Origin of the sequence: Streptomyces sp. NBC_01314, assembly GCF_041435215.1 — a bacterium.
Classification (GTDB): Bacteria; Actinomycetota; Actinomycetes; order Streptomycetales; family Streptomycetaceae; genus Streptomyces.
This window is the reverse complement of the sequence record NZ_CP108394.1, coordinates 6919346-6941844: the sequence shown is the minus strand read 5'-3', so window position 1 is coordinate 6941844 and position 22499 is coordinate 6919346. Positions and strand designations below refer to the sequence as shown.

The window sequence follows — 22499 nt, the reverse complement described above, 5'->3', positions numbered from 1 at the left end:
GCGGTGTCGCAGCGGGGCTTTCGCCCACATGGGAATTGTGGAGATGGCGGGAATCGAACCCGCGTCCAACGGTGCGGAATCAGGGCTTCTCCGTGTGCAGTTCGCTGTGATTTTCTCAGCCCCGGCGATCACGCGAACAAGTCGCCGACGGGCTCAGTCACTGTTAGATTTCCCTCTTCACCCCGTGACCGGGATCAAGGTTTAGTCCCCTAGCTGATGCCAGGATCCGGGTCGGGAACACTCCCGGGCTGACACTCCCTTAAGGAGCAGTCGCTTCGCTACCTGAGATCAGGCGGCGAGAGAGAACTGCTTGGGAGAATCGCTGTTTGAATTGGCGATTATTTGTTTCGGCCTGTGGTTTACGAGATCGTGGCCGCTTCCTCGACACGCTTCCCCTGCTTCGACATCCGCTGTCGAAACCGATCATCCCCATGTTGTTTTTTCAATCCTCCGAAGAGGCCCTCCGAGGAGGGTGTACGCACCCGCTGTGAGGTGCAGAACCATCGTACGTGACCAACGCGAGCACATGCCACCGTATTCCCCGTGGCTACGTGGCTCCGTCGGCCGGTGGCTACGCCTCGCGCTGCTTCCGCTTCACCGCCGCGATCGCGCGGTCCGACTCCCGCCGGTCCTGCTGCTCCCGCAGCGTCTGCCGCTTGTCGAACTCCTTCTTGCCGCGCGCGAGAGCGATCTCCGCCTTCGCCCGGCCGTCCTTGAAGTACAGGGCGAGGGGCACGATCGTGTGACCCGTCTCCTGCGCCTTGGACTCCAGCTTGTCGATCTCCTCCCGGTGCAGCAGCAGCTTCCGCTTGCGGCGCGCGGAGTGGTTGGTCCAGCTGCCTTGGTGGTACTCGGGGATGTGGGCGTTGTGCAGCCACGCCTCCCCGCCGTCGATCTGGACGAAGCCGTCGGCCAGCGAGGTCCGGCCCTCGCGCAGCGACTTGACCTCGGTACCGGTGAGCACGAGCCCGGCCTCGAAGGTGTCGATGATCGCGTAGTCGTGCCGGGCCTTCTTGTTCTGGGCGACGATCTTGCGCTTGCCGCCCTTCTCGCCGTCCCGGCCCCTGGTGTCCGTCCCGCCCTGCTTGGGCTGGGACTCCTTCGGTACGTACATTCCCTTGCTCATGATGCCGTCCATTTTCGCACTACGGAGGGGGTCCACGGGAAACCGATTAACGGGAGCGGCGGCCGGCGCGAACGCGAGAGGGCCGACAGGAACGCGAGAGGCGGGCGGGGCGGCGGGGGCGGCTACGGCCCGAGGCCGCTCAGCACCGTCTCGGCCCGCTGCAGGGCGTCGTCGTCCGCGTCCAGGTCGGGCGTGATGCCGCGGCCGTCGACGCCCCGGCCGGAGGGGGTGCGGTAGTGGCCGACGGTCAGTTCGGCGACGGAGCCGTCGGGGAGGCGGCTCGGCATCTGCACCGAGCCCTTGCCGAAGGTGCGGGAGCCCACGACCACCGCGCGGCCCCGGTCCTGCAGGGCCCCCGTGAGCAGCTCGGCCGCGCTCATCGTGCCGCCGTCGACGAGCGCGACCAGGGGTCTGGTGGTGTCGCCGCCGGGTTCGGCGTGCAGGGCCTGCTGCTCGCCGTTGACGTCGTACGTGGCGACGAGGCCGCCGTCGAGGAAGGCGGAGGCGGCGGTGACCGCCTCGGAGACCAGGCCGCCGGAGTTGCCGCGGAGGTCGAGGACGAAGCCCGCCGCGTCGGCGGACTGCTCCACGGCGGCTCGTACGACATCGCCGGAGCCCTTGGTGAACGCGTCGACCGTGATGACGCTGACCCCGTCGGCGGTGCGGCTCACGGTCACGTCCTCGGTGGAGAGACGGGCCCTGCGCAGGGTCTCGTGCCATGTCCGGGTGCCGCGCCGCAGCTCCAGCGACACCTTCGTACCGGCGGCCGCGCTCTTGGGGGTGTCGGTGCTCCCGGCCCCCCCGCCGATCGCGTCGCCGCGGAGTAAGGAGACGACCTCGGTCACCGGACGCCCGTCGACCTTCTCGCCGTCGACACCGACGAGCCGGTCGCCCGCGCGGATCCCGGCGCCCGCCGCGGGCGAGCCGTCCTGCACCCGGGCCACCTCGATACGGCCGTCGCGCCGCAGCCGGGCCCAGAGGCCGACGCCGGTGTACTCGCCGTCGAGGGCCTCCTCGAACTGTTCGTACTCGCCCTCGGAGTAGACCGCGCCCCACCGGTCGCCGCTGCGGCTGACGGCCCGCTCGGCGGCCTCCACGGGGGACTCGCCCTCGGCCATGGCCTCGGCGGCCGCGTCGGCGACGTCCTGCTCCTTGTCGGCCGGGGCGGAGTGGGAGGGGTTCGCGACGGCCGTCGTCCCGCGGGCCGGATCGTCGAAGGAGCCGGTCGCGGCACCCGCCGCGAGCACGCTCGCGAAGACCAATGTCAGGGCGGCCCCGCGGCCGACGCGGCGGGGCTGTGAGAACAGGTCGCGGCCTGACATGTCGGCGAGTCTAGGACAACGCGAAGGGCCGCACCGGCCCTTGCCGGTACGGCCCCAGGGGCATGCGTCACACCTTCAGGTACTTGCGCAGCGCGACGAACGCGGCCAGCGCCGGCATCAGGAAGCTCACGGTGAGGATGAGCGGCAGCTTGACCAGGACCGCGTCCCAGCCGACGAAATTGATCAACGGCAGGTTCGTGGACAGTGACACTCCGTTGTCGATCACGAAGTACTGCCCCAGGAGCAGGAAGGCACAGGCGACCGTGCCGCCGATGATCCCCGCGACCGCGGCCTCCATGATGAACGGGGCCTGGATGTAGAAGCCCGAGGCGCCCACCAGCCGCATGATCCCGATCTCACGACGACGGCTGAACGCCGAGACACGCACCGTGTTGACGATCAGCAGCAGCGCCACGATCAGCATGACCGCCATGACACCGCGCGCCGCCCAGCTCAGATAACCGAGGAGCCGGAACAGGTTGTCCAGGATGCCCTTCTGGTCCTGCACCGACTGCACACCGTCACGGCCGTTGAAGGCGCTCGCGATGACCTGGTACTTCTCCGGGTCCTCCAGCTTGATGCGGTACGACTCCTGCATCTGGTCCGGCGTGAGGCTGCTGGCCAGCGGCGAGTCGCCGAACTGCTCCTTGTAGTGCTTGTACGCCTCGTCCTGCGACTCGTGTTCGACGTTCTCGACGACCGCCATCTTGTTCAGATCCGACTTGATCTGCTTCTTCTGCTCGGTCGTGACGGCGCCCTTGGCGCAGTTGGGGTCGGACTCCGCGTCGCTCTTGTTGCAGAGGAAGACCGACACGTTGACCTTGTCGTACCAGTAGCCCTTCATCTGGCCGACCTGGTCGCTCATCAGCAGCGATCCGCCGAACAGGGCGAGGGAGAGGGCGACGGAGACGATGACCGCGAAGGTCATCGTGAGGTTGCGGCGGAGACCGACACCGATCTCCGACAGGACGAACTGGGCGCGCATGGCTTCCGCTATGCCTTTCCGTGGACTGGGGCGGTCAGTGCTGGTAGCCGTAGACGCCGCGCGCCTGGTCGCGGACGAGACGGCCCTTCTCCAGCTCGATGACGCGCTTGCGCATCTGGTCCACGATGTTCTGGTCGTGGGTCGCCATCACCACGGTGGTGCCCGTCCGGTTGATCCGGTCGAGCAGCTTCATGATGCCGACGGAGGTCTGCGGGTCGAGGTTGCCGGTGGGCTCGTCCGCGATCAGCAGCTTGGGCCGGTTCACGAAGGCCCGCGCGATGGCCACGCGCTGCTGCTCACCACCGGACAGCTCGCCGGGCATGCGCTCTTCCTTGCCACCGAGGCCGACCAGCTCCAGCACCTGCGGCACGGACTTGCGGATCTCGCCGCGCGACTTGCCGATGACCTCCTGGGCGAAGGCGACGTTCTCTCCGACCGTCTTGCTCGGCAGCAGCCGGAAGTCCTGGAACACCGTCCCGAGCTGGCGGCGCATCTGCGGCACCTTCCAGTTGGACAGGCGCGCGAGATCCTTGCCCAGGACGTGCACCTGCCCCTGGCTGCACCGCTCCTCCCGGAGGATCAGCCGCAGGAAAGTGGACTTCCCGGAGCCGGATGACCCCACGAGGAACACGAACTCGCCCTTCTCGACCTCCAGGGACACATCCCTGAGTGCGGGGCGGGTCTGCTTGGGGTAGACCTTGGACACGTTGTCGAATCGGATCACGGATGCACCACAAGCCGTCGGGAATGGATGACGAGACTGTACCGTCCCCGGCCCGCCGAGAGGCGCGGGGAACTGCCCGACAAGCCCCCACCGGCCCGCGGCGGCGCGACAGGGGGCGCCCAGCCCTTTCCGAGGCCCCCGCGCAACCTCCGGAGGAACCTGGCACAGTGGTGTGGAGGAACGGTCCGGTTCCACGAAACGTTGAGGTATGTGTGAGGCCATTGCAAGGAGGGCGAGGCGCATGACGTACGACCGGTTGGTGTGCGCGAACTGCGCTTCCCCCGTCGCCGAGGGCCGCTGCCATGTGTGCCGGGCCAGCCGCGAGCGACTCCAGCAGGAGAACCCGTTCGCGAGCCTGAGCCCCATGACCCTGATCGCCCTGCTGGCGATCCTGATAGCGGCGGTGGCGCTGCTGGCGCACCAGACGGTATAGGGCGACGACGTACGACGAAGGCCCGGGGCTGGCTGCCCCGGGCCTTCGTCGTACGTCGTGGCCGTGCCTGGTCGCGAACGATCAGGCGGCGGCGCCGCGGCCGACCATCAGGCGCGGCAGCAGACGGAAGCCGATACCGCCGGCGATCATCGTGGCGGCGCCGACCAGCAGGAACGCGGTCTCGGTGGCACCGGTCTCGGCCAGCTCGCCGCCGCCGACACCCTGGGCCTCGGTCTCCGAGCCGGTGTCCGTGAGGGCCGAGGAGCCCTCCTGCTGGACGGACTCGTCGTTGCCGCCGTCGGGCTCTGTACCACCGGTGGAGCCGCCGTCGGTGGAGCTGTTGCCGCCCGTGCTGCTGGCATCACCGGTCGTGCTGGTGCTGTTGGCGCTACCGGTGCTGTTGGCGTTGCCGGTGCTGTTGCCATTGCCGGTGCTGTTGGCGTTACCGGTGCTGTTGGCGTTACCGGTGCTGTTGCCGTTACCGGTGCTGTTGGCGTTACCGGTCGTGGTGGTCTCACCAGACGTGCTCGTCGTGGTGGTCTCACCAGACGTGCTGGTCGTGGTGGTCTCACCAGACGTGCTCGTCGTGGTGGTCTCACCAGACGTGCTGGTCGTCGTGGTCTCACCAGACGTGGTGGTCTCACCCGTGGTCTCGCCAGTGGTCTCACCGGTGGTTTCACCCGTGGTCTCACCGGTGGTCGTGGCACCCTCGGTCACGCCGATGCTGGTGCCCTCGGTGTCGTTGCCGGTCTGGACCGAGACATCGGCTTCGACCGAACCGCCGTCGTCGGTGCTGACACCGACCCCGACGCCGAGGTCCAGCGCGGAAGCGGCACCCGCGGCGGTCAGTGACGCGCCGGCGGCGATCACGGCACCCGCGGCTATGCGCGCAACGCGGATCCGTGTCTTCTTCGTCATATGGCTGCTACCCCCAGTAGCTCATCAGTGAATGGAGCAGAGCGCCCGGGGCCGCGATCAACGGGAGCAGTCGGTTGGGTCGAAGTCCCCCGGTTCACATGCGCCCCAGTAATGCGCATGCCATACGCCACCATTCCCAGTTTTCCCAGCAACGTCAAGGTCGTTGCGTACGCGATGTCCCGTTCACCGCTTTTGACCTCGTCAACAACATGTGAGTGTGACGTAAGACCCAGACATCCCCACGCAGACAAGGCAACTGCCTCCCGATGGAAGACAGTTGCCTTGTCGACAAAGCGCTGAGTTCGGCCGCCCTACTTCTCCCGCTGCTTGCGCCAGCGAATTCCGGCCTCCAGGAAGCCGTCGATCTCGCCATTGAACACGGCCTCGGGGTTGCCGACTTCGTGCTCGGTGCGGAGGTCCTTGACCATCTGGTACGGGTGCAGGACGTACGAACGCATCTGGTTGCCCCAGGAGTTGCCACCGTCGCCCTTGAGGGCGTCCATCTTGGCCTGCTCCTCCTGCCGGCGCCGGTCGAGGAGCTTCGCCTGGAGAACGTTCATCGCGGACGCCTTGTTCTGGATCTGCGACCGCTCGTTCTGGCAGGAGACGACGATGCCGGTGGGAAGGTGGGTCAGCCGTACCGCGGAGTCGGTGGTGTTGACGCCCTGGCCGCCGGGCCCGGACGACCGGTAGACGTCCACCCGCAGCTCGGTCTCGTCGATCTCGATGTGGTCCGTCGTCTCGACCACGGGCAGGATCTCGACACCGGCGAAGGAGGTCTGGCGCCGCCCCTGGTTGTCGAACGGCGAGATACGGACGAGCCGGTGTGTGCCCTGCTCGACGGAGAGCGTGCCGTAGGCGTACGGCACCTGCACGGCGAAGGTGGTGGACTTGATGCCCGCCTCCTCCGCGTACGAGGTCTCGTACACCTCGGTCTTGAAGCCCTTCTGCTCCGCCCAGCGCAGGTACATCCGCTGCAGCTTCTCGGCGAAGTCGGCGGCGTCGACGCCACCGGCCTCGGCGCGGATGTTGACGAGGGCCTCGCGGGAGTCGTACTCGCCGGACAGGAGCGTGCGGACCTCCATCTCGTCCAGCGCCTTGCGGACGGAGGTCAGCTCCGACTCGGCCTCGGCGAGGGTGTCCGGGTCGTCCTCCTCCTCGGCCATCTCGAAGAGGACACTGAGGTCGTCGATGCGACCGCGCAGCGCCTCCGCCTTCCTGACCTCGGCCTGGAGGTGGGAGAGCTTGCTGGTGATCTTCTGCGCCTCGTCCGGGTTGTCCCACAGGGACGGCGCGGCTGCCTGCTCCTCGAGCACGGCGATGTCTGCCCTCAACTTGTCGAGGTCCAAAACGGCCTCGATCGACTCCATGGTCGAGGAGAGGGACTTCAGCTCTTCGGATACATCGACGACTGCCACGCCCCCAGCCTAACGGCTCCGCCGGGTGACCATGGTGGGGCGCCCTCGGCTCGGGGCGGCAGCCGGCGTTCGTGCGGTTGTTCGCTTACGGGTGGGTGGGGGCTGGTCGCTCAGGCCCCACCTCGTCCCTCACCCTCCGACCACTACCCCCTCGTCCTCGGTTCTGGTCGGGTTGACGGTGTCGAAGAGGATCTTGTTGGAAGCGCGGTCGAAATGGAACGTCGCGGTGTACAGGCCGGCCGTGATCTCCTCATTCGCATCGGGGCTGGTCAGCCACTCGGTTTTCTCGGACGTCGAAGCGCTGAGGGCATCAGGAATGTCCTCGGGCTCGGCCTTCTCGAACGTCCTGTCAGGGGCGTCGAGGACGGCCTTCATGTCCTCGGCCGTGGTCTCGAAGTAGCCGACCATTCTGATGTCGCTCGGGCCGGGGGCGCGGGACGAGCCGCCCGCGAGGTCCATCGCGCACCACTCGGTGGTGATGACCTTGCCCAGCGCGGAGAAGCGGTCGGCGACCTGCTGGGTGGTGTCATGGATCTCGCAGCCCGCCGAGGCACTGTCCGTCCCGGGGGCGGACCCCCGCGGTTCCGAGGAACCGCAGGAGCCCACCGAGACGATCGCGGCGAGGACGAGTGCGCCCTTGAGTGCGGCGCCGGCTCGCGTTGCCACGGTTCGCGTTGCCACTAGCGGCCTCCGCCGGACACGGACGTGACTATCGAGCGGCGAACCATACGACGTCGTTTCACATCGCGGCGATGCCGGTACGTCACGGCGATGCCGGCGTGGAGTTCTTCATGTCCGGGGACCCGCCGCCCGAGTCGCCTCCCGATGTCGCCGCCCAGGTGCCCACACCCGCCGCGACCACCAGCGCGACCGCCGCGGCTCCGAGGGTGATCCGTCGGCGGCGGGCCATCGCCCGACGGCGGGCCGAGCCCGGCCGGGGCGCCCCCGGGGCCCTGGGCACCCGCGCCGTCCCCCGGGCCCCGCCCGCCAGCTCGTCCGGCCCGGGCACCCTCATCGACGTGTGCGTGTCCCGGTTGGAGTCCGGCTTCGCCCCGGGGACCAGCGGTACGGCCCCTCGCCGCACCCGCTCCCTGGGCGCCACCGGCACGGTCTGCTCCTCGGCCGGCTCCTCCGTCTCCGCCCCGGGCTCGTCGACGTCCAGCGGTGGCATCCCGGCCAGAAGCGGCAACTGCTCCCGCAGCCGCGCCCCCAGCTCCGACGCCCGCAGCCGCGAGGCCGGCGCCTTCGCCAGACACTGCACGAGCAGCTGCCACAGCTCCTCGGGGATGCCGGGCAGCGGGACGACCGTCTCGGTGACATGGCGGCGCAGCACCGCGCCGGGGTGGCCGCCGCCGAACGGCGTGAAGCCGGCCAGCAGCTCGTACAGCACGGTCGCGAGGGCGTAGATGTCCACGGCGGCACGGGGCGGCAGGCCCTCGACGATCTCGGGGGCGAGATAGTCCGGAGTGCCGATGATCTTCGTGGCGCGGGTACGGCGAGGCGAATCGATCAGCTTGGCGACGCCGAAGTCGGTCAGGAGGGCCGGATGCGCGCCGCCCGGACCCAGCGGGCCCTGCATGTCCAGCAGCACGTTCTCCGGCTTCACGTCCCGGTGGACGACCCCGGCCGCGTGCGCCGCCGCCAGGCCGTCCGCGATGTCGGCCACTATGGCCACCGCCGCCTCGGGGGCCATGCGCCGCTCCCGGTCGAGACGGGTGCGCAGGTCGGTGCCCCGGACGAGGCCCATGACGAGGGCGAGGTCGTTGCCGTCGACGACGAGTTCGCGTACGGAGACCACGTTCGGGTGGTCGAGGCCCAGCAGCGCGGTGCGCTCCTGGACGAAACGACTGACGAGTTCCTGGTCGGACGAGAGGTCCTCGCGCAGCAGCTTGATCGCGACGGGACCCTCCGGGCCCTCACCCAGCCACACCGTGCCGGCGCTGCCCCGTCCCAGAATCTGGTTCGCGGTGTACCGGCTTCCGATCTTCCGTCCCAAGACTGCTCCTACAGGCCGCGTGTTGGCGACAAAGCTACGCGCCCCGGACCCCAACCTTCACCGCCCAGGCGGAAATCACCCCTCAGATATCGACAAATCCCCAACCCTGGCGACGAGACACCACCAACCGCACCACGCGGGCATGCCAAGGCCGTGGGTGACTGCGCCCCTTCAAGGGCGCGGGGAAGAGCGTGACCAGCCCCCACCGACCGGCCCGCAGCCGCTCACAACCGTCGCCGAGGCCGAAGCCGAGGTCCAGGCCGGGGTCGGGGTCGGGGTCGGGGTCCAGGCCGGGGCGGGGTCCAGGCCGGGGTCGGGGTCGGGGTCGGGGTCCAGGCCGGGGTCGGATCAGGCCCAGGTCATTGCCCGGGGTTCGGCCCCCGGGCCCGCGTCACTTGCCCGTGCCGTTGTCCAGTTCGCGGAACCACTTGCCCACATCGCCGGCCCAGTCGGTGAGCTGGCCCCACCAGCTCTGGCCGGTGCCGATCCACCCCTGGAGGGGGGTGAACTCCCAGATCAGCCAGCCTCCGACGATGAAGAGGACGATCATGAAGAAGCATCCCTTGAGGCAGCCGAGGCCCGGGATCCGCATCGGGTTGGCGCTGCGCTGACGCGGCTCCCGCGGCGGCCGGGGCTCACGCTGGGGCCGCGGAGCGGGCTGCTGGGGCTGCGGAGCGGGCGCGTACCGCTGGGGCTGTTGACGCTGCGGCTGTGGGGTGGGCGCGGGAGCGTACGGCTGCTGCTGCGGGTGGCCGTACCCGGGGCCGGGGCCGCCCTGAGGCCCGCGCTGCTGGCGGCGCGGCGGCTGCTGCTGGGGTCGCTGGGGCTGCTGGGGCTGCTGGGGCTGCTGCTGGCGGTTGGCCTGCCGCTGGGGGCGGCGGCGCAGCGGGTCCTCGCCGGGGTCGAGGTACTGGACCTGGGTCTGCTCGTTGCGGTCGCGGGCCGCGCGGAGCTGGTTCTGCCAGGGGTGCGGCTCCTCGGGCGGCTGACCGCCGGGGTCGTGCGACGGCACCGGCGGCATGACGGACGTCGGGTCGGCGCCGGACGTGTGCGGGAGCACGGTCGTGGGGTCACCCGAGCCCGCGGGGCCCGAGGTGTGCGGGAGCACGCTCGTCGCGCCGTTCGGGTCGTACGAGCCGGCGCCGTGCGGCAGCACCTGCGTCGCGTCGGCCGAGCCGAACGGGTCCGGGGCCGCGCCCGGGACCTGCGCCGGGGCCGGGTCGGGGGCGAGGATGTGGCCCACGCCGTCGGCGGCGGCGATCTGCATGGAGTTCGCGTGCACGCCGACGCCCTCGGCGACGATGCGGAGCGCGCGGGCGAGGTTGACCGCGCTGGGCCTCTCGCGGGGGTTCTTGCGCAGGCAGCGCTCGATGACCGTCCACAGCGGGTCGGGGACGGTGGACGGGCGGCGCGGCTCGGCGCTGAGGTGCTGGTGCAGCACTTCGAGCGCGGACTGGCCGTTGAACGGCGGGCGCCCGGTGACCAGTTCGTACATCAGGATGCCGGCGCCGTAGATGTCGACGGCGGAGGTCTGCGGCTGACCCTCGGCGGACTCGGGGGCGACGTACGCGGGCGTGCCGACGAACTCGCTGGTCCGGGTCAGGCCCGGGGAGTCGGCCAGGCGGGCGATGCCGAAGTCGGTCAGCATCGGGTGCATCTGGCCGCCGTCCTGCTTGAGCAGCACGTTGGCGGGCTTGAGGTCGCGGTGGACGACGCCGTCGGCGTGGCTCACGGCGAGCGCGTCGGCGACCTGGGCGGTGAGCAGGGCCGCGCCGACGGGTGTGAACGGGCCGTTCTCACGGAGGTACCGGTGCAGGTCGGGACCCTCGATCAGGTCCATGACCAGGGCGAGCAGATCACCCTCGACGACGAGGTCCCGCACCCGCACGATGTTGGGGTGGGTGAGCCGGAGCAGCACGGAGCGCTCCCGCAGGAACCGCATCACGATGTCCGCGTCGCTCGCGAGCTCCTCCTTGAGGACCTTGATCGCCACGGTCTCGCCGGGGTGTCCGGGCACGGCCGCCTCGGCCCCCGCGGTCTCCCGCTGGCGTGCGCGCCAGACGGTGCCTGTGGCGCCGCGCCCAATCGGCTCCTCAAGGAGGTACTTGCTCCCTACCGGCCGCACGTCATGCGCTCCCTGTTGCTTGCTTGCCTGGTCACGCCCTGGAGTCCCGCGGACGTTCCGACCCACTGTAGTGCGGCCGTCCGCGGTACCGGGCTGTCGTCTTCCTGACTCTTCCCGCCCGTTTCGCTGCGACTTGTTCCGACATGCTGTGTGCTGCCTGCCGGTGTCCGTGTCCGCGAGTACGTACGGGTACCCGTGTGCGTTCGATGGAAAGACGCTCACCCGTGGGCGGTTGGTTGCCGGACACGGACGTACACGGTTCCGGATACGGACGGACCCCGGCCCTGATGCGGACGCGATACGGACGTGACCGATCTCAAGTGATCAACTAGCGGGCACTGGTCAGGCACTTTTGGGGGCAGAGCCGACCAATCAAGATCACTTGGTGGTGGGCGGCGGGCGTGTTGTCAGTGACAGGTGCGAGGATGCCTCCAGAACTGGCCGACGTGCCCGTGAGCGGTGGGGGAAGTCTGCGGTGGGGACCGCGCAGTCTCGTCCTCGTCGTCGCGGGTGCCCGCGCGGAAGGGACCGCTGACGGCGATGCAGATCCGGCTGACCGTCGTAGACCCGCTGGGACCGCCCTCTGAGCCGCGAGGACGTGCCACAACCTGCGACGTGCTGGTCACGGCGCCCGCCGGGACGGCGCTGGCCGCCGTGGCCTCGGGCCTCGCCTCCGCCGTCGGCGACGGCGGTGCGGAGCGGCTGGAGCGCAGCCGGGAGGTCGGCGGCGGGCAGGTTGTGCTGTACGCCGGCGCCGAGCGCCTCGACGCCCAGCGCTGCACCCTCGGCGAGCCACCCCTCATCGACGGCGCCGTGCTCTCCCTGGGCACCCCTTCCGAATCGGGCCCCGAGGTCGACGAGGCCGCCGCGCAACTGCACGTCGTGGCCGGCCCCGACGCCGGCGGCGTCCATCTGCTGCACGGCGGCAAGATCCACATCGGCCGCTCCGCCGACGCCGACGTCCCTCTCGACGACCCGGACGTCTCCCGCCTCCACTGCGCGGTCACCCTCGCCGCCGACGGCCGCGTCTCCGTCGTCGACCTCGGCTCCACCAACGGCACCGCTCTCGACGGCATCCGCGTGGGCGACCGCCCGGTCCGCCTCGCCCCGGGCGCCCTCCTCCGCATCGGCGAGTCCGCGCTCCGCCTGGCCTCGTCGTCGGGGGCCCGGGGGATAGGGACGACGCCTGACGGGGAGGGCCATGTCCGGGTGACGGCCGGGGTGCGGACGCCGGCAGACGGCGACGACTTCGGTTCGGCAGGCGGGGGTACGGGGTCCGGGACGGGCGCGGGGGCCGATAGCGGCTCCGGCTCCGGCGCGGTGACACGTGGACCTGCGGGCGGGCCTGGGGCCGACGCCCCGGGGCACGGGCGTGCCGAGCGGCGGACCGTGCCGGGGCAGGGCGGGGTACCCGGGATCGAGCGGACGGCGGGGGGTACGGGGTCCTCCACGGCCACCACGGGGCGGACGGCCGCCTCCGGTGCCGGCCAGAAACCCGTACACGGGGGCGCGACGGGCGCAGGCGGGGCGGAAGCCCCCGGCCGCGTGGGCCACGGCCGTGTCGGCGACGGACGCGTCGGCGACAGCCGCGCTGCCCGTGGTGGCCGTGCCCCCCGCGATACCGATGATTCCGGCGGGTCCGGCGGGTCCGGGCTGCCCACCAATTCCGGTGGACCGGGTCGTGCCGGTGAGCCCGGCGCTCCCGACGGCCCCGGTGGCTCTCGTGGGGTGGGCGATTCCGGGGACGGCGACAGGCCCGTCGAGTCCGGTACGCGCAAGGGCACTCCCCTTCGGGGCACGGAGGTGCCGCGTGGGGTGCGTAAGCGGGGCGGGTTCGGTGCCTGGGCTCGGCGGTTGGCCGGGGGGCGGGGACAGGCGGGGGCCGAGTACGACCCGTACGAGTACGACGCGGAGGACGACGAGGACGAGCGCGGGGCGATGGCCTCGGTGCTCCCGGCCGGTGGGGAGCGGCTGCCGGAGACATGGCCGGATCCCGCCGCCCTGCTGCTCACCGCGCTCGGGCCGGGCGCCCGGCTGTGGGAGCGGGGGCCGGGGCACCCGGAGGCGCTGGCGGTGCGGCTGGGTACGACGGACCGGGTGGCGCCGGACGGATCGGGGCTGTTGCCGGCGGTGCCGGTGACCACCGGGCTGCGTGAGGTCGGCGCGCTGGGGCTGGCCGGGCCGCGCCCCCGGCTGATGGGGCTGACCCGCGCGGTCGTGGCCCAGCTCGCCGCGCTGCACTCCCCCGACGCCCTGGAACTGGTCCTGATCAGCGCGGACCGCTCCCGCTCCGCCGAGGAACGCACCGCCGACTGGTCCTGGCTCGGCTGGCTCCCCCATCTCCGCCCCGCCCACGGCCAGGACTGCCGCCTCCTGCTCGCCTACGACCGCGAGCAGACGACGGCCCGTCTGGACGAGCTGCTCCGCCGTGTGGAGGACCACGCGGCGGACACGGCGGGACACGCGCCCGGAAGCACGGCCGGCGCGGGCATCGGTCGAGCGGCGGGGGCCGGGGCCGGGGGCCTCACGGGTCGTGGGGCCGATCGCGGTGGGGCGGTGCACGGGCCGGCCGAGGGCGGCCCCGCTCGGCGGGCCGTGCGGCGGCCGTCGTGGGCCCGGGAGGACGGACCGGCCGACGATGGCTTCACGGGACCGTACACGGTGGTGATCGTGGACGGGGACCCCGGAGGTGCCGATGTACGGGAGGCCGTGGTGCGGCTGGCGCAGGAGGGGCCCCTGGCCGGGATCCATGTCGTGTGCCTCGCCGAGACCGAGTCCGCGTCGCCCGCCTCACCGGTGACGGAGACGTACACGGCGGCCTGCGAGGTCTCGCCCGCGTTCCGCGCGTGCGGTGCCGTCGCCCTGCTCAGCGGTGACGTCGCCACGGCGCTACGGCTGCTGCGGGTCGCCTCCGCCGGGTACGGCGCGGGGAACGGTTCCGGGGCATCGGGTCCGGCCGGCTCCGGCCGGACGGGGGCCGCGCACTCCGCGTCCTGCGTCTCCGCCGATCACGCGCGCGGTGCCGACCACACTCGCGGTACGGACGCCGACGCCCCGTCGAGCCGCCCCCGCCCCGACCACTCCGGCCGTGACGACCGGCCCGCCCGAGCGGACCTCGCCCGTGGCTCCGCTCGGGCGGACCCCGCCGCGGTGAGCCGTACGCACACCCACGTCGACCTCGCGGGGAACGCGCTCTCCGGTGCCGACGAGCGGACGCATCCCGGCACCCAGGACCTCCCCTCGCTCGACCCGGACGAGACGCCCGGACTGTTGAACCACGGCACGGTGGCCACGCTGGACGCGGTGTCGGTGGCGTGGGCGGAGCGGTTCGCGCGGGCGCTGGCACCGTTGCGGACGGACGGGGCGGCCGGGGACCGGCAGGCGCGGGTGTCGGCCCCGCTGCCGCAGTCGGCGCGGCTGCTGGACGAGTTGGGGCTGGCGCGGGCCACACCGGCGTCGCTGATGGCCCGGTGGGCGGACGCCGCCGACGACACGACGACGCTCGGCGGACGGGCCTGGGCCGTGCTCGGCGCGGGGCCGCGCGGGCCGGTCTCCGTGGACCTCGTCGCCGAGGGCCCCCATCTGCTGATCGAGGGGCCTGTCGGCAGCGGTCGTACGGAGCTGCTGCGGTCCGTCGCCGCCTCGCTCGCCGCCGCCGAGCGGCCCGACCGGCTGGGCATCGCCCTCGTGGACGGGCGGGACGGCAGTGCCGGTGGTGCCGGTGGTGGCCGGGCCGGGGAGGGGCTGGGGGTCTGTACCGACCTGCCCCATGTGGGTACGCATCTCACGGCCAACGACCCCGTCCGGATGCGGGAGTTCGCACAGTCCCTGATCACCGAGTTGAAGCGCCGGTACGAGTTGCTGGGCGGGCTCGGGTTCGTGGAGTGGCACACGCGGCTCGAGGTCTCGGGCCGTATCGTCCCGCAGCGTTCGGCGAAGTCCGGGCCGGCAACGCCCGGCGCCTCGGTGCCCGGGGCCACCCGGGCGGGATCGGGCGGGGCCGCCGACCTCGACTCGTCCTCCAGCTCCACACTTCGACTGCGGCCGGCGGCCGGCCGGAGGAACACCGATCAGGACGGCAGGGGAGGGGCGGGGAAGAACCCCGCTTCGGAACTCCCCCGGCTCGTCGTCATCGTCGACGACCTCGACGTCCTGCTGTCACCCCCCTTGGGCTCCACGGGGCGACCGGCGGCGGGGTCCGTCGTACGGGCGCTGGAGGCGGTGGCCCGGGAGGGCGAGCGTCTCGGTGTGCATCTCGTCGCCACGAACACCGTCGGTGGGCGTGCGGGCGAGAGTGAGCTGGGGCGTGCGGCAGGCGGACGTGTCGTGCTGAGCGCGCCGATGCCGGGGCCGGACGAACCCGTGCCCGGCCGGGGGGAGTTGCTGGGCGAGGGGGGCCGTACGACCGCGTTCCAGGCGGGCCGTGTCACGGGCCGCATCCCGCGTACCGCCACCCTCCGCCCGACCGTCGTGCCGCTCGACTGGGCCCGGATGGGCGACCCACCGGCGCGACGCCCCGTCCGGGAGTTGGGAAACGGCCCCACCGATCTGGCGTTGCTGGCCAGCGCGTTGGACCGCGCGGCACGAGAGGTCTCGGCGACGGACGTACCGTCCCTGCTGTGAAGGCACACCCGGCACCCGGCGCCGGGTGCCGGGCCGGGGGTGAGAGGCGCTTGCCGGCGCTGACAGGGTGCTTGCCTGGAGAGGCACGGGGCCGCAGGCCCCTTCAGGGGCGCGGGGAACTGCGCGGGCAACCACCGTGGGTGGGAAGCCGCCGACGACGAAGCACCCCTGCGGCGAAGAGACGCCCGGCGCCCTCGCGGCCCCGCACCCCCACATGGTCACGACGCGGTCACGATCACGACGTTGACACCGCAGGCGCTCTTGCCGCCCCCGACCACGCGGCGTAGACCAGAGCGCACGGGACAGCGCTCTACGTTCGACGACGCACGGAGAACGGGGTCAGAGATGCGCAACATCCACTGCATTCGTCGCATTGTTCGCACACGCAAGCCCAATCCCCTCGGCAAGCCCACCCATCCCCCCACATCATCCAAAGCCCCCACGTCCAAAGCCTTAGCGGCCCTCGCCGCAGGCGCCCTCGCCCTCTCGCTCACCGCGTGCGGCGGTGACGACAACGGCGACAAGGGTGACAACGGCAACGACGGCGGCAACGAGGCCACCGTGCGGCTCCCCAAGTTGGACGGCCAGAAGCTCGAGGTCGCGGCGGTCTTCACGGGCCCGGAGCTGGACAACTTCCAGAAGGTCCTGGACGAGTTCGAGAAACGCACCGGCGCCTCGGTGACCTTCGTACCGACCGGCAACAACACGTCCACGTTCCTCGGTACGAAGATCGAGGGCGGCAAGCCGCCGGACGTGGCGTTCCTGCCGCAGGTAGGCGTGTTGCACCAGTTCGCCGACAAGGGCTGGGTGAAACCGCTCGGGAGCGAGGCCCAGGCACAACTGGACAAGAACTTCTCGGACGGCTGGAAGGACCTCGGCGCGTACGAGGGCAAGCAGTACGGCGTCTACGCGAAGGCCGCCAACAAGTCCCTCGTCTGGTACAACACCGCGGCCTTCGAGGCGGCGGGGATCACCGAAGAGCCCAAGACCTGGGCCGAGTTCCTGCAGACCGCGCAGACACTCTCCGACGCCGGCTCGCCCGCCGTGTCCATCGGCGGCGCCGACGGCTGGACGCTCACCGACTGGTTCGAGAACGTCTATCTCTCGCAGGCGGGCCCGGAGAAGTACGACCAGCTCGCCAAGCACGAGATCAAGTGGACCGACCCCTCCGTCAAGGACGCCCTCACCACGCTCGCCGAGCTGTGGGGCAAGGACGACCTGATCGCGGGCGGGGCGTCCGGCGCGCTGCAGACGGAGTACCCGAAGTCGATCACGCAGACCTTCGGCGGGGACACCCCGGCGGGCATGGTGTTCGAGGGCGACTTCGTGGCCGTCACCATCAACGGTGACACGGACGCGAAGATCGGCACGGACGCCAAGGTCTTCCCGTTCCCGGCGGTCGGCGACGACTCCCCCGTGGTCACCGGCGGCGACGCGGCCGTGGCGCTGAAGGACGGCAAGGGCGCACAGGCGCTGCTCACCTTCCTCGCCTCGACCGACGCGGCGGAGATCTGGGCGGCGCAGGGCGGCTTCCTCTCCCCCAACAAGGGTATGGACGAGGGCAGTTACAAGGACGACGTCACCCGGGAGATCGCCAAGGCGCTGCTCGCGGCGGGCGACGACTTCCGCTTCGACATGTCCGACCAGGCCCCGGCGGCGTTCGGCGGCACGCAGGGCGTGGGCGAGTGGAAGGACCTGCAGGACTTCCTGAAGAGCCCCGACGACGTGGCCGGCGCCCAGGAACAGCTGGAGACCGACGCGGCGAAGGCCTACGGGAACGGCTGACGGCGACCTCATGTCGTCTGCCGTGACGAAGACGGCGGGAGGCGCCGGCGCGCTGCCGACACCCCCCGCCGCACCGCGCAAGAGCGTGACGGGTACCCGGCTGTGGGTGGCGGTGCTGTTTCTGCTGCCCGCGCTGGTGCTGCTCGGCGCGCTCGTGGTCTACCCGATCGGGTACTCGGTCTGGCGGAGTCTGTTCGACGCGGACGGCTCCGGCTTCGTGGGCCTCGACAACTACACGGAGATCTTCTCCGACGACTCCACCCTCGTCGCCGTACGCAACACCGCGATCTGGGTCGCGGTGGCCCCGGCTCTCGTCACCGCGCTCGGCCTGATCTTCGCGGTGCTGACCGAACGGGTGCGCTGGGGAACGGCGTTCAAGCTGATCGTCTTCATGCCGATGGCGATCTCGATGCTCGCGGCGGGCATCATCTTCCGGCTGGTGTACGAGCAGGATCCGAACCAGGGCGTCGCCAACGCGGTCGTGACGTCCGTGCACGACGTGTTCGCCGACGAGTCCGTGTATCCGAAGGCCCGGCCCAACGCCCAGGTGAGCGATCTGCGGGCGTCCGGCGGGGGTTCCTTCACCACGGAGGGGACCGTGCGGGCGGGCAGCCCGGCGCTCCTCCCCCTCGTCGGCATCGCGCCCAACCGCCTGCCAGGCGACGCGCAGGACGCGAAGGCGGCCGAAGCCGCCACCGGCGACGGTGTCACCGGCACCGTCTGGCTGGACTTCCGGCTCGGTGGCGGCGGCGAGAAGGGGGCCGTCGACCCGGGTGAGAAGGCGCTGAAGGGCGTCAAGGTCGAGGCGGTGAAGGACGGGAAGGTCGTCGCCACCACGACCAGCGGCGCCGACGGCGCGTTCAGCCTGCCGGAGTCGGCCGACGGGGCTCGACTCAGGCTGCCCGGCTCGAACTTCGCGGCGCCCTACAACGGCATCGACTGGCTGGGCCCGGCCCTCGTCACCCCGGCCGTCATCGGGTCGTACGTCTGGATGTGGGCGGGCTTCGCGATGGTGTTGATCGCGGCGGGCCTCGCCGGCGTGGACCGCAATCTGCTCGAAGCGGCCCGCGTGGACGGGGCGAACGAGTGGCAGGTGTTCCGCCGGATCACCGTTCCGCTGCTCGCGCCGGTCCTGGTCGTCGTCCTCGTCACGCTGATGATCAACGTGATGAAGGTGTTCGACCTCGTCTACATCATCGCGCCCCAGCCCACCCAGGACGAGGCCAACGTCCTCGCCCTGCAGCTGTATCTGGTGTCGTACGGCGGTGGGGGCGACTTCGGTCTCGGCAGCGCGATCGGTGTGGTCCTGCTGCTGCTCGTGCTGCCGGTGATGTGGGTCAACATCCGGCGCCTCAGGAAGGAGCGCCAGCGATGACCGCTCTCGAAACCCCCGCGCCCGCGCCGAAGACTCCGGCGCGCGAGGCACCCGTACGCGCCGAACGCTCCGTCGGCGCCCGGCTCGCGAGCGGCGCGGCGGGCGGCGTACTGCGAGTGTTCCTGCTGCTGGTGGCGCTGTTCTGGCTGGTGCCGACCTTCGGGCTGCTGGTCTCGTCGTTCCGCGACCCGACCGACATCTCCGCCTCCGGGTGGTGGAAGGTGTTCACCGCTCCGGCCCAACTCACCACCGCGAGCTACGAGTCGCTGCTCGCGAACGACGGCGTCACGGACGCCCTGTTCAACACCATCTGGATCACGGTCCCGGCGACGCTGCTGGTCGTCCTGATCGGCGCGATGGCCGGATACGCCTTCGCCTGGCTGGACTTCAAGGGCCGCGACTGGTGGTTCATGGCCGTGGTGGGGCTGCTGGTGGTGCCGGTGCAGGTGGCGCTGATCCCGTTGTCCGGACTCTTCCGGGACCTCGGGATCTTCGGCGACATCATCGGCGTCGTCCTCTTCCACGTCGGCTTCGGACTGCCGTTCGCGATCTTCCTGTTGCGGAACTTCTTCGCGGAGATCCCGCGTGAGCTGCTGGAGGCGGCACGGCTGGACGGGGCGGGCGAGATTCGGCTGTTCGCGACGGTCGTACTGCCGCTGGCCGCACCGGCGTTGGCGTCCCTCGGGATCTTCCAGTTCCTGTGGGTGTGGAACGACATGCTGGTCGCGCTGGTCTTCTCCAGCTCCGGCTCCCAGCCGCTGACGGTCGCACTCCAGCAGCAGGTACGGCAGTTCGGCAGCAACATCGAGGTCCTGGCACCGGGGGCGTTCATCTCGATGGTGATCCCGCTGGCCGTCTTCTTCGCGTTCCAGCGGCAGTTCGTGTCGGGGGTGATGGCGGGGGCGGTGAAGTAGCGGCAAGGGCGCCTGACAGCTCGGGAGTTGGGGACGCGCCGGCGGGTGCGGGCCCGGTGGGCTTCTCGCGCAGTTCCCCGCGCCCCTGAGAAGCAGGGGCTGCGCCCCGTGCTTTTCAGGCCCACCGGCCGTCACCCTTCAGGCCCGCGGGGCCGTGGTCTTTCAGGCCCCGCAGGGGCCTGGGCTTTTAGGGGCGCGGGGAACTGCGCGAGAAGCCCCACCGGGCCCGCACCCGCCCGACAACCCCAGCCCCCGAGCTACTGGGCGCCCCCACCTCGGCGGAGCCAACCGCGCGAACAAACCCCGCACGCCCACGAGTTCACGCCCGTGCGCCCCCAAGTCCCGTGGATATCCCCCGTATGGAATACACCGCGTAACCAAATCATCCCATCGGCCGTTTCCGGGCAGTATGCCCGCGCCGACCCATGGATGTCCTCCTTGCCCAGGTTCAGTGTCATCGTTCCCGCGTACAAGGTTCAGGCGTACCTGCACGAATGCCTGGATTCCGTGCTGTCCCAGTCCTTCACCGACCTCGAACTGATCGTCGTCGACGACGCCTCCCCCGACAACTGCGGCGCGATCGCCGACGAGACCGCGGCCCTCGACCCCCGCGTACGGCGAACCGTGCGCCTGCGGGAGAACGCGGGCCCGGGTGCCGCCCGCAACAAGGGGATGGAGTACGCGAGGGGGGACTACCTCCTCTTCCTCGACGGCGACGACACGTTCACTCCGGGCGCACTGCAGGCGATCGCCGACCGCGTCAAGGAGACCGGCGAACCGGACGTCCTCGTCCACGACTTCGCCCGTACCTCCTGGTCGGGCGATTCCGTCCGCAACGAGCGCGCCCTCCGACTCACCGAGCAGGGCCACGCCCCCTTCCGCCTGGACGACCGCCCGGGCCTGCTGGGCGTCCGCCCGGTGGTGTGGAACAAGGCGTACAAACGGGAGTTCGTCGAGGACCACGACTTCCGGTTCCCGCCCGGCATCTACGAGGACACGGCGTGGACGTACCCCGTGCTGATGGCGGCCGAGTCCGTCGCCACCCTCGACCGGGTCTGCGTCCACCACCGCCGGCGCCGCCACGGCAGCGCGCTCGGGGCGACTACACGCGGCCACTTCGACGTGTTCGAGCAGTACGACCGGGTGTTCGCCTACGTCGACGAGCGGCCGGAGCTGGCGCAGTGGCGTCCGGTGCTGTTCCGACGCATGGTCGACCACCTCACCTCCGTGTTCTCCCGGCGCCACGGGCTGCCGCGCGAGGCGCGCGCCGAGTTCCTGCGCACGGTCCGCGCGCACTGCGCCCGCTACCGCACCCCGGGCGCCCCCATCCGCGCCCGCGCCCGGCTCCGGCACGCGCTCCTGCGGCTCGGCAGCCGACGCGTCTACCGCGCGCTGTGGGCCGGGGCGCGGCTGGGCCGAGGGGCCGGACGCCTGGCGGGGGGCCTGGCCGGGCTCTTCCGCGCCGCCGGACTGCGCCTCCACTACCGCGTCCAGCGTCTCCTCCCGCTGCGCGCCGACCGGGCGGTGTTCGCCGCGTACGGCGGGCGGGGCTACGAGTGCAGCCCGGCCGCGCTGGAGAACGCGTTCCGTACGTACGTCCCCGGGATGCGCACCGCGTGGGTCGCGCGTCCGGAGCACCACCACACGCTCCCGGTGGCGACCCGACGGGTGCTCCCCGGTTCGATGGCCTACTGGACGGCGCTCGCCCGCTCCAAGTACCTGGTGAACAACGTGGACTTCGACCGGCGCCTGATCAAGCGCCCCGGTCAGGTCCTGTTGCAGACCCAGCACGGCACGCCGCTCAAGCGCATGGGCCTCGACCTCCAGGACCGGCCGGCGGCGGCGCGTGGCAGGGACTTCGCCGCCGCGCTGCGCGGCAGCGACCAGTGGGACTACGTCCTGTCCGGGAACCGCCACTCCACGCTCGTCTGGGAGCGCGTGCACCCGTCCGCGTACACGACCCTCGAATACGGCTCGCCGCGCAACGACGTCTTCCTGAGGGCCACTTCGACGGACGTGGCCCGGGTGCGGGAACACCTCGGCATCCCCGAGGGCGCGGTCGCCGTCCTGTACGCCCCCACGCACCGCGACTACCGCTACTCTCAGCGCGCCCACCTGGACCTGGAGCGGGTGCTGCGCAAGCTCGGACCGCGTTTCGTGATCCTCGCCCGCGCCCACCGCGCGTACGGCTCCCCGCTGACGGACCTGGCGCACGGCCGCGTCCTGGACGTCACCGGTCACCCGAGCGTGGAGAGCCTGTGCCTCGCCTCGGACGCCCTGGTCACCGACTACTCCTCCCTGATGTTCGACTACGCCAACCTCGACCGGCCGATCGTGATCCACGCCGAGGACTGGGAGGCGTACGAGGCGGCCCGGGGCACGTACTTCGATCTGCGCTCCTTCCCGCCGGGCGCGGTCGCGCGCAGCGAGGACGAGCTGATCGACATCTTCGCCACGGGGCACTGGCGTGGGTCGCGGTCCGCGCAGCTGCGGGCCGCGTTCCGTGACCGTTTCTGTCAGTACGACGACGGGCGGGCGGCGGAGCGGGTGGTGCGGCGGGTCGTCCTGGGTGACACCTCCTCGGGCGGCTTCGTACCGCCGGCCGCCCGTCACCCGGTTCCGTCGGCCGCGGCGGCGCGTCCGTCGTCTCCGCTGGCCACCGTGGCGGGGCCCGACCTGGGCGGCTCCCCGCCGGCGTAGCGGCCTTTCCCCTCGCCCCCGCCGCCCCTACCCGCCCCTCCCCCATCCAGGGGAT

At 71.3% G+C, this 22499-nt stretch carries 15 protein-coding genes and 1 other RNA gene; 6 read left to right on the top strand and 10 right to left on the bottom strand.

What is annotated here, in order from left to right; all coding sequences use genetic code 11:
• Positions 1 to 35: 35 nt before the first annotated feature.
• From ssrA to ftsE, 5 genes are all read right to left on the bottom strand, one after another.
• Positions 36 to 431, bottom strand: a transfer-messenger RNA (tmRNA) gene (ssrA, locus tag OG622_RS30685).
• A gap of 140 nt (positions 432 to 571) precedes the next feature.
• Positions 572 to 1114 carry an SsrA-binding protein SmpB gene (smpB, locus tag OG622_RS30680; RefSeq protein ID WP_371584278.1) on the bottom strand — a complete coding sequence of 181 codons (543 nt, stop codon included), beginning with the start codon at positions 1112 to 1114 and terminating at the stop codon, positions 572 to 574.
• A gap of 134 nt (positions 1115 to 1248) precedes the next feature.
• Positions 1249 to 2448, bottom strand: a complete 1200-nt coding sequence (locus OG622_RS30675; RefSeq protein WP_371579851.1) for a S41 family peptidase — start codon at positions 2446 to 2448, stop codon at positions 1249 to 1251.
• A 67-nt stretch (positions 2449 to 2515) separates the two neighbouring features.
• A complete protein-coding gene (gene ftsX, locus OG622_RS30670) occupies positions 2516 to 3433 on the bottom strand; it encodes a permease-like cell division protein FtsX (RefSeq protein WP_371579850.1) in 918 nt (305 codons plus the stop codon).
• 34 nt (positions 3434 to 3467) lie between these two features.
• Positions 3468 to 4157 (bottom strand): cell division ATP-binding protein FtsE, encoded by a 690-nt coding sequence (ftsE, locus tag OG622_RS30665; protein WP_371579849.1) that lies wholly within the window; start codon positions 4155 to 4157, stop codon positions 3468 to 3470.
• A gap of 241 nt (positions 4158 to 4398) precedes the next feature.
• On the opposite strand from ftsE, the gene OG622_RS30660 reads away from it, so the two are divergent.
• Entirely contained in the window at positions 4399 to 4590 is a 192-nt protein-coding gene (locus tag OG622_RS30660) for a hypothetical protein (RefSeq protein WP_371579848.1), read from the top strand.
• Positions 4591 to 4671: 81 nt separating this feature from the next.
• Here OG622_RS30660 and OG622_RS30655 read toward each other — a convergent pair whose 3' ends face one another.
• The 5 genes from OG622_RS30655 to OG622_RS30635 form a co-directional block, all read right to left on the bottom strand.
• A complete protein-coding gene (locus OG622_RS30655; protein ID WP_371579847.1) occupies positions 4672 to 5508 on the bottom strand; it encodes a hypothetical protein in 837 nt (278 codons plus the stop codon).
• Between the two features lie 311 nt (positions 5509 to 5819).
• On the bottom strand, positions 5820 to 6926 hold the full coding sequence (gene prfB / locus OG622_RS30650) for a peptide chain release factor 2 (protein ID WP_371579846.1): 1107 nt from the start codon (positions 6924 to 6926) through the stop codon (positions 5820 to 5822).
• Between the two features lie 129 nt (positions 6927 to 7055).
• Positions 7056 to 7592, bottom strand: a complete 537-nt coding sequence (locus OG622_RS30645) for a hypothetical protein (protein ID WP_371579845.1) — start codon at positions 7590 to 7592, stop codon at positions 7056 to 7058.
• 97 nt (positions 7593 to 7689) lie between these two features.
• Positions 7690 to 8922, bottom strand: a complete 1233-nt coding sequence (locus tag OG622_RS30640; protein WP_371579844.1) for a serine/threonine-protein kinase — start codon at positions 8920 to 8922, stop codon at positions 7690 to 7692.
• Positions 8923 to 9313: 391 nt separating this feature from the next.
• Entirely contained in the window at positions 9314 to 11047 is a 1734-nt protein-coding gene (locus tag OG622_RS30635) for a protein kinase (protein ID WP_371579843.1), read from the bottom strand.
• A 540-nt stretch (positions 11048 to 11587) separates the two neighbouring features.
• Between OG622_RS30635 and OG622_RS30630 the strand changes: the two genes are divergently transcribed.
• The 5 genes from OG622_RS30630 (at position 11588) to OG622_RS30610 (ending at position 22444) form a co-directional block, all read left to right on the top strand.
• Complete coding sequence (locus OG622_RS30630) at positions 11588 to 15670, top strand: FHA domain-containing protein (RefSeq protein ID WP_371579842.1); 4083 nt, start codon at positions 11588 to 11590, stop codon at positions 15668 to 15670.
• 345 nt (positions 15671 to 16015) lie between these two features.
• A complete protein-coding gene (locus tag OG622_RS30625; RefSeq protein WP_371579841.1) occupies positions 16016 to 17455 on the top strand; it encodes an ABC transporter substrate-binding protein in 1440 nt (479 codons plus the stop codon).
• Positions 17456 to 17465: 10 nt separating this feature from the next.
• On the top strand, positions 17466 to 18830 hold the full coding sequence (locus OG622_RS30620) for a carbohydrate ABC transporter permease (protein ID WP_371579840.1): 1365 nt from the start codon (positions 17466 to 17468) through the stop codon (positions 18828 to 18830).
• Positions 18827 to 19744 carry a carbohydrate ABC transporter permease gene (locus OG622_RS30615; RefSeq protein WP_371579839.1) on the top strand — a complete coding sequence of 306 codons (918 nt, stop codon included), beginning with the start codon at positions 18827 to 18829 and terminating at the stop codon, positions 19742 to 19744. The genes OG622_RS30620 and OG622_RS30615 overlap by 4 nt, the downstream gene beginning before the upstream one ends.
• A gap of 429 nt (positions 19745 to 20173) precedes the next feature.
• Complete coding sequence (locus tag OG622_RS30610; RefSeq protein ID WP_371579838.1) at positions 20174 to 22444, top strand: CDP-glycerol glycerophosphotransferase family protein; 2271 nt, start codon at positions 20174 to 20176, stop codon at positions 22442 to 22444.
• The last annotated feature ends 55 nt before the right edge of the window (positions 22445 to 22499 follow it).

What these genes read in the sequence shown, in the direction of transcription:
- smpB (WP_371584278.1), bottom strand. Translation starts at nt 1,114, where the DNA reads ATGTACGTACCGAAGGAGTCCCAGCCCAAGCAGGGCGGGACGGACACC.
- OG622_RS30675 (WP_371579851.1), bottom strand. Translation starts at nt 2,448, where the DNA reads ATGTCAGGCCGCGACCTGTTCTCACAGCCCCGCCGCGTCGGCCGCGGG.
- ftsX (WP_371579850.1), bottom strand. Translation starts at nt 3,433, where the DNA reads ATGCGCGCCCAGTTCGTCCTGTCGGAGATCGGTGTCGGTCTCCGCCGC.
- OG622_RS30660 (WP_371579848.1), top strand. Translation starts at nt 4,399, where the DNA reads ATGACGTACGACCGGTTGGTGTGCGCGAACTGCGCTTCCCCCGTCGCC.
- OG622_RS30655 (WP_371579847.1), bottom strand. Translation starts at nt 5,508, where the DNA reads ATGACGAAGAAGACACGGATCCGCGTTGCGCGCATAGCCGCGGGTGCC.
- OG622_RS30630 (WP_371579842.1), top strand. Translation starts at nt 11,588, where the DNA reads ATGCAGATCCGGCTGACCGTCGTAGACCCGCTGGGACCGCCCTCTGAG.
- OG622_RS30625 (WP_371579841.1), top strand. Translation starts at nt 16,016, where the DNA reads ATGCGCAACATCCACTGCATTCGTCGCATTGTTCGCACACGCAAGCCC.
- OG622_RS30620 (WP_371579840.1), top strand. Translation starts at nt 17,466, where the DNA reads ATGTCGTCTGCCGTGACGAAGACGGCGGGAGGCGCCGGCGCGCTGCCG.
- OG622_RS30615 (WP_371579839.1), top strand. Translation starts at nt 18,827, where the DNA reads ATGACCGCTCTCGAAACCCCCGCGCCCGCGCCGAAGACTCCGGCGCGC.
- OG622_RS30610 (WP_371579838.1), top strand. Translation starts at nt 20,174, where the DNA reads ATGTCCTCCTTGCCCAGGTTCAGTGTCATCGTTCCCGCGTACAAGGTT.